7 protein-coding genes are annotated in these 4,664 nt (G+C 44.5%); 6 read left to right on the top strand and 1 reads right to left on the bottom strand.

All coding sequences use genetic code 11. The features are described 5' to 3' along the window. Positions 1 to 344: 344 nt before the first annotated feature. The 6 genes from VN429_RS12095 (at position 345) to VN429_RS12120 (ending at position 4,281) form a co-directional block, all read left to right on the top strand. A complete protein-coding gene (locus VN429_RS12095) occupies positions 345 to 671 on the top strand; it encodes a hypothetical protein (protein WP_325633687.1) in 327 nt (108 codons plus the stop codon). Next, positions 668 to 799: a hypothetical protein gene (locus VN429_RS12100; protein ID WP_325633689.1), complete on the top strand. Its 132-nt coding sequence runs from the start codon at positions 668 to 670 to the stop codon at positions 797 to 799. The genes VN429_RS12095 and VN429_RS12100 overlap by 4 nt, the downstream gene beginning before the upstream one ends. Further along, entirely contained in the window at positions 796 to 1,293 is a 498-nt protein-coding gene (locus tag VN429_RS12105) for a hypothetical protein (RefSeq protein WP_325633691.1), read from the top strand. The genes VN429_RS12100 and VN429_RS12105 overlap by 4 nt, the downstream gene beginning before the upstream one ends. A gap of 4 nt (positions 1,294 to 1,297) precedes the next feature. Next, positions 1,298 to 1,999 carry a hypothetical protein gene (locus VN429_RS12110; RefSeq protein WP_325633693.1) on the top strand — a complete coding sequence of 234 codons (702 nt, stop codon included), beginning with the start codon at positions 1,298 to 1,300 and terminating at the stop codon, positions 1,997 to 1,999. Beyond that, positions 1,996 to 3,300 (top strand): hypothetical protein, encoded by a 1,305-nt coding sequence (locus tag VN429_RS12115; protein ID WP_325633695.1) that lies wholly within the window; start codon positions 1,996 to 1,998, stop codon positions 3,298 to 3,300. The genes VN429_RS12110 and VN429_RS12115 overlap by 4 nt, the downstream gene beginning before the upstream one ends. Positions 3,301 to 3,885: 585 nt before the next feature. Next, on the top strand, positions 3,886 to 4,281 hold the full coding sequence (locus VN429_RS12120) for a hypothetical protein (protein ID WP_325633697.1): 396 nt from the start codon (positions 3,886 to 3,888) through the stop codon (positions 4,279 to 4,281). A gap of 138 nt (positions 4,282 to 4,419) precedes the next feature. On the opposite strand, the gene VN429_RS12125 is transcribed toward VN429_RS12120, so the two are convergent. After that, the coding region (locus VN429_RS12125; protein WP_325633699.1) for a hypothetical protein at positions 4,420 to 4,664 on the bottom strand (245 nt) is incomplete at its 5' end.

Below are 4,664 nucleotides of genomic sequence, written 5' to 3' on the forward strand. Positions count from 1 at the left end.
GAATACTTTGGGACTCTAAAACTATCCTTAAATCCAAAATCCTGTATTTTTAAGATTGATAGGTGCGGTATTGATTTTCTTGGATACCGGCATTATCGGACGTATACATTACTCAGGAAATCTGCAGCAAGGAGCATGAAGAAAAGGGTTCATGAGATTGAAACAAGGGGAGATCAGATGAGACCAGAATCTGTTATCTGTTCAGTTATGTCTATGTTCGGATGGCTCAAACATTGCGATTCATACCATCTAGCCTCTCTGTACCTTACCGGGAACTCGAGACTGTGTAATGTCATGGATTCAAAGTCTACAGAAATGGGAATAGTTAACCCTATGAGGTCATTATGAAAAGCACTAGCAATACAAAACCAGATAGTATTACTCCGGATTGGGGATCATTAGTCTCTGGAAAGATGGATATATTAGTCCATTGGGATATCTCCACGAAGACTGGAACTGACACTTTGGGATCCTCATATACATATTATGAGTATCAAGAGGAGAGGATCAATATTGAAGTCCCTAACTCTGACCAAACAACAATCCAGACATACATTAATGTGAACATGGATCGGTATTTCAGGATGGTGGGTGCCTTATCTCCAAGTGATCTACAGTGGAAAAGCGACATGGAGGCAGCTGTACTTGACCTTGCAGGTACATCATCATGACTGCATACTGGCAACGGATCATCAAATCTCAATATGATTTAGGGAATAAGACTGCAGACGATGTAAAGGCATTTGTCCCAAAACGGATCACCCAAACTGAATGTGACGAGATACTAGCAACATCATGATTCTTAATGTAGATCCACTGAATCTCTTCCCCTTAAACGTCATCCTTTCCGGGGATGGATTTGATGGTCTTTTGTGGTATCAGTGTGCGAACTGGGCTCAAAATTTAAATCACGGAGGGGCGATTGGGTCAACTCGGATTATTGATGGGAATACAGTCTTTCCCCGGGTATCTCTTTCACAAAGCCAGAGTGGGGGGTCTGATTACATCAAGATCTTTGGATATCACTCCGGATCAGTAGACTGGAGTTCCTTCAATATTGTTTTAACTCAAGATGCCTCCCTTTCGTTTGCCCGGGCAACAATGGCTCTGGCTGTTGGGTCTGCACTAGACGATATTTCAACAAAACCTAACGATTCTGCCTTTTCGTCATCAGTCGGCCCGGTTACATGTGATCTTGGAGACTCATTTGCCCTTTGGATTCGTCGGACTCTTACTGGGGGAACAGATCACGGCCAGTATGTGAACACTGTCATACAACTGCAGTCGGTATAACAAAATGGAAAATGGGCTATCTTTCTGGTTTGATGTTCCCGGTCAGATATCAGTAGATCTATCTCTGGCTTCTACTTCTCAAATAGGAGTTGAGGATGTTTATACTCCCTATGTCGGGACGGAAGATGGCCTGACTTTCTGGTTTAACGTTCCCGGGAAGATTGTTCAGGATTTAGCACTTTCAACGGTTTCAACAATCTCACTCACCAAGAATGTAAAACTCATTCGGAATCTTTCAATCAATACTGGTTCCTCATTGAGTATTTACAAGTCTATCAAGTTCCTGAAGCAACTTGAGATTAATACCGTATCTGAAATTGTCTCGACTCTGGTGATGAATGCCGGATATGAAAATATTATCATGTTCGGTAGTCTCGTTTTGTCAGAGGCACAACCGGAAGCCGAAATAGAATACAATTTCCCCTGTAAGGCTGTTCGGTTACTTGATGGATCTCAATCTCTGCATTCTGTCGCTAATTTAGCTTTTGTAGGGAATTACATCTTTAAAACATATGACTACAACGATGTTCAAGCCCTTATGAACATGGTCGGGACCTATCAAACACTCAGAGTCTGGGGGAAACCATATCGGAACTGTATGATCTGGTCTCCTATTAAAGTTAGGCAACCGAAAAAGCGATTTTCTGCCTTTGTTGTTACCTTCCCGGTTTACATGGACACCTCACTTACGACGATAACATCATGATCAACCTCAAAGAGTTCGCAGGCCGGGAGTTATCGATATCCCGAAGTATGACTGATGCGATGTGGTCCTGGCGGCTCAAGATCGATAAGGATCGAGACTATCCTAAGATCTGGACTGATGTTGGGCTCATTGAAACAGTTGGGAATAAGAATTATTGTCTTCTTCGGGGGTTTTCTCTGAAATCTGGGAAAACCTACGAAGAGGATGATGAGTACCGGGTCATTGATGGGTATTCCTATGGCTGGTTTGTCGCAAATCGCCCAGTTTTACCATCAGATAGGCTAATGAAGAGTACAGTTTCAGGATCTACGATAACAACCGAAGATCCGATCGCTTATTTAGACCGGTTAATATTTGGAGATTCTTCTAGTCAGGGAAACATCTGCGGACTTCAGCAAGGGTATTGGATGTCTGCCACTCCTAACTGGGGAACGGATTCTTTACCTTATCAGAACTTTGAGCAATCAGATTCTGCAATGGTTCAGTCCGTTATTGATGACATATCAGAGTATACTGGATTGATTCATTTCGATCACTGGCTTCCGGTTGGAAATACCTGGGTTCCGGTATCCTATCTGATGACTCAAGATCAGATCGACTCTCACATGAATCTCCCGGCGAAACTCGTGATAGAGAATACTCATGCGAGCATCAGGAACAATCAGGTAGTTCCCCCGATCAACATCAACGAAGATGGAACGAAATGGAAGAATAGGGTCATGGTTACCGGGACGATCCAGGGGACCAATAATGTATATGATTACTTATACCCAACTTCCTGGGATCTGACAACGCAGGGATTAGAAAGGATATATCCATACTGTTTCCAGATGCCAGCAACCATTTCAACGGCTGCAGCACAGGCACTTGTTGAGGCCCGGGCAAAGGCGATTTATTCCTTGCTGTGTACTTCAACCACAACCTACGAGGTAAAGTTCTGGAAGCGGTTTGACCTGCAACTCTATCAACAGGTACAGTTTACCGGGTTTGATAATATCCCCTCTGATGTGATGAGAATCACCGATATTGAGTATTCATGGTCTGCTGATTATGGGGATTCCTGGAGTTCTCCGGTTTGCACCATCAAATGTGCGATTGATAGAGAATGGTCTGCAGCCCGGAAACTGGCTTTGATTCTGAAACAGGATTATTGGGCTGTTGCGGATAGTCTGAAACGGGCTATTGAATCATCATCCAAAACTACGTTTTTAGGTACTACCGTTGCCTATGGCCCAAACGGGACAGCGATTTTAAAGAGTGCATCCGGGGCGTATGTCTACGCTGCCACTCCAAATCAGTGAATCATGGTCAGAATAGGTGATCAAGTAGTTGCAATCAAGTCTTCCGGGAATGTGGTTTGTGCCATAGGTTCCCGGACCCCTACCTTAGGGCAGAAATGCGTTGTATTGCCTGACGGGGCCGGGGGATTTATTGCAGTCAAGCCTTTCAACAACTATGCGAATGATGAAGGAATTTGTTGTCCTTTGCCATGTGGGGCGGCATGTTCGCTTGTTGGTGAACCTCCCAATTATTTACCAGATTCCTGGGAATCCGGGTTTGGGATGAGTTGCCAGCAAGGCGTTCCTTCCACTACTGGATGGACTTGCTCGCCTTGTCCTATTAACCCGTCGTATCATCCTACGGCAGCTGAAACATGTAGGAAAGCATATGGATTATACATGTATTATCGGAATCCGGATGCCTGTACTCATGCCCAAGGTAGCACGGTATGGAGACGGAATGCCAAACTTCACAGAGATGTTATAAAATATTATTACAATTGCGGACAGCATTGCACAGTTGAAGAGTCAAGATACAATCCAAATACCAATAGATATGAACCCACACAAGTCCCCTGTAGATTTTATGGGTCTGAACGATCCACAATGACCAATCTTATCAACGGGGATACAGGTGGAAACGAACCACCATCTGGATGTGTTTATCCCTCCCGTCGCTATCGGACTCGGTATGAGTATCTTGCCCTAGATGAGAATGGCAATCTAGTATCTCCTTTTTACTCGTATTCATGCGATGGATGCGGATATTACGGAGTTTTTCCGGTTTGCACCATCAAGGGCTCTGGAGACAAAGGACCCGCTTTTACGGGTCCTGGGGATAAACCTGGAGGTTGTAAGTACCAGGGATCTCTCAACTTTGATGGGTGGGTTTTGGGAGGCGGTGAAGAAAATCAGAATGCTTCATGTGTGCTATCCAAAGCAACAGAAGGGGCCCGTTCAAACTCGGATGATGTAATCCGCTGTAAATTCATGAGTGGGTAAAATGGTTGAATATAGTATGTATGGGTCCGGGAATGTTCGATTCCCAATTACTCCTCAAAACACATCGGGCTTTGGAAAATCAGGCGATTTATTGCATGCAAACGCTAACATCTCCATTGCTGGAAGGGTTGATTATGACTATACTCGGATTCCGATCCGGCATTCAAAGTCCGGGACTTGTAGAGCCCTAACCATCGGGAGATATTGATGACGGTCACAATCACTTACAAAGACTGTTCTGAATGTCATTGCGTGTGGCATCATGCCGGTGAGAATCAGTACAAATGTTCCGCCAAAGAGAAACCGATGAACCTTCCCGACTTCCCGGTTGTCCCGGAGATATGCCCCCTCAAAAAGTAACCTCATAGCGGGTCGAGGTTGGC

Origin of the sequence: Methanospirillum sp. (assembly GCF_035560735.1) — an archaeon.
Lineage (GTDB): Archaea > Halobacteriota > Methanomicrobia > Methanomicrobiales > Methanospirillaceae > Methanospirillum.

Bases quoted from the DNA above. Each gene is read 5' to 3' on its own strand.
- VN429_RS12095 (WP_325633687.1), top strand. From the start codon at position 345: ATGAAAAGCACTAGCAATACAAAACCAGATAGTATTACTCCGGATTGG.
- VN429_RS12100 (WP_325633689.1), top strand. From the start codon at position 668: ATGACTGCATACTGGCAACGGATCATCAAATCTCAATATGATTTAGGG.
- VN429_RS12105 (WP_325633691.1), top strand. From the start codon at position 796: ATGATTCTTAATGTAGATCCACTGAATCTCTTCCCCTTAAACGTCATC.
- VN429_RS12110 (WP_325633693.1), top strand. From the start codon at position 1,298: ATGGAAAATGGGCTATCTTTCTGGTTTGATGTTCCCGGTCAGATATCA.
- VN429_RS12115 (WP_325633695.1), top strand. From the start codon at position 1,996: ATGATCAACCTCAAAGAGTTCGCAGGCCGGGAGTTATCGATATCCCGA.
- VN429_RS12120 (WP_325633697.1), top strand. From the start codon at position 3,886: ATGACCAATCTTATCAACGGGGATACAGGTGGAAACGAACCACCATCT.